The 1,661-nt window shown below is 48.1% G+C and carries 1 protein-coding gene; it reads right to left on the bottom strand.

The annotated features are described in order from the left end of the window. Positions 1 to 72 precede the first annotated feature (72 nt). Positions 73 to 1,530: a transposase gene (locus LBW89_RS27270; protein WP_225040920.1), complete on the bottom strand. Its 1,458-nt coding sequence runs from the start codon at positions 1,528 to 1,530 to the stop codon at positions 73 to 75. Between the last annotated feature and the right edge of the window lie 131 nt (positions 1,531 to 1,661).

Below are 1,661 nucleotides of genomic sequence, written 5' to 3'. Positions count from 1 at the left end.
AAGTTAATTTCATAATTAAATTGTCGCCATAGGCAAGATGACACCAAAAACAAAATCGTCAATTTTAAAAAATCAGATAGTCTTTACAGTCGTTCGAAGAGAACGGTTCAACCGGTCTATCGCAAGCTTGCACAAATTATACGTCAGGCAGCTTAAATCCATATCGACAAAAGCACGTTTTTTGAGTTTACGGCTAGATACCAAGCCTAAATAGAGTTTCAAATAGGCAAAAACTCGTTCTACTGCAGTCCGTAGTTTAAAGAGTTGTTTAAAGGCCTTGCTTCCACGTCCGGGGGCGGTATAGGCCCGAATATTCTCTTCGACTCGAAACTTAAACACTTTTTGGCAACCTTCTGCTTGAAAGGGACACGTTGGGCATTCTTTTGGTCGCGTGAACTTCACGGTATCCCGCTTGGAATCATAGCTGTCGTAGAGATAAGAATGCCCTTTCCTGCAAATCGGCCGCAAATGCTTATCCTTTCCCTCAGGAGACTCCTTTGAGCGATGAATTAGCGGAATCAAGGGAAACGCACCCAGGTCACGAATCGCACGGTAAACCGGCTCGCTATCGTATCCTTTGTCAGCAAGCACATGGCGAACGGGCAGATTTGGAAAGCGTTCCTTGATCCGCTTGAGCAGCATAATCGCCGGCCTTTGGTCACTCACGTGTGCCGAGCAAGTCTCTCCAGTGAGGATATATTGGCTCTGGCAATCGACCACAATATTCAGCTTGTAGCCATACCAATATTTCATGCGTCCGCTTCTGCGCGGGTCTCCCTTCGCGCCGGTGCTGGCATACTGCGGCATGTCGGCAAGGAGTTCGTCGTAGCTACAGGGAAGCATGTCAGCTACCTCGCGTTCGAAAAGAGAGAGTGAGTTGTGGTAGGCTGCAAGCTCGGCTTGCCATGCCGCTTCTTCGGCCTTCGGGACGCGCCCGCGTTTGGAGCGTTTCGGCTTTTGCGGCTTGGCTTTTTCTGTCGGAATGGTTTCGACCTCTTCTAGAAAAGAAGGTTCATCAGTCTCGGTAGGGAGGTTCTCCTCTTTTAAAGCTTGCTCTCGATTTAAGCTCGGATTGCGATCGAACGCCTCCACCCCCGCAGAATCCAGGGCTAAGCTATCCCCAAGGAGAAATTCCTCGGCTGTAGCCTGGTCCGCCAGGTCTTCCATAAGAGTGCGGAAGATGCGGCACTCAAGGAGCTTGGTAATCAACCGAGAATAGGAGGCCTCGCTCGGAATGGGATCGGAACCGGTAAATCGGCAACGTATGGCGAATTCAGGACTGTCTTTAAGGCGGCGGATCAAGTCCTTGGTGAAGACAATATGCTCCATTTTGCCAAGGATCAAAGAGTAAATCATCGCCCTTGTGTTTACAAATTCGGGACGACCACGACGGCGAGGGCGGGGAGGCGAAATGGCATACAATATCTTTTCGATAGGCAATTGTTCCAAGACGAAATCCGCTTTGGTGGCTGACGACATTTTAAAAAGATCTTCAAAGGGAAATAGCTCTTCTTGTCGAATAGAATACAATAGAGGAACCCTCCTTTTTTTCTTGGGTTATGGTTTTGGTCAACTATAACTTCGAGAACTTGGGGAGGTGTTCCTTTTTTTGCTGTAGAAAACTCAGTCGTGTCAAGGCTTTTGAATTATGAAATCGACTT

Source organism: Paenibacillus sp. alder61 (assembly GCF_020179875.1).
GTDB classification, from domain to species: Bacteria; Bacillota; Bacilli; order Paenibacillales; family Paenibacillaceae; genus Fontibacillus; species Fontibacillus faecis.
Note: the sequence above shows the minus strand (reverse complement) of the source record. Positions and strands in the feature narration are given on the sequence as shown.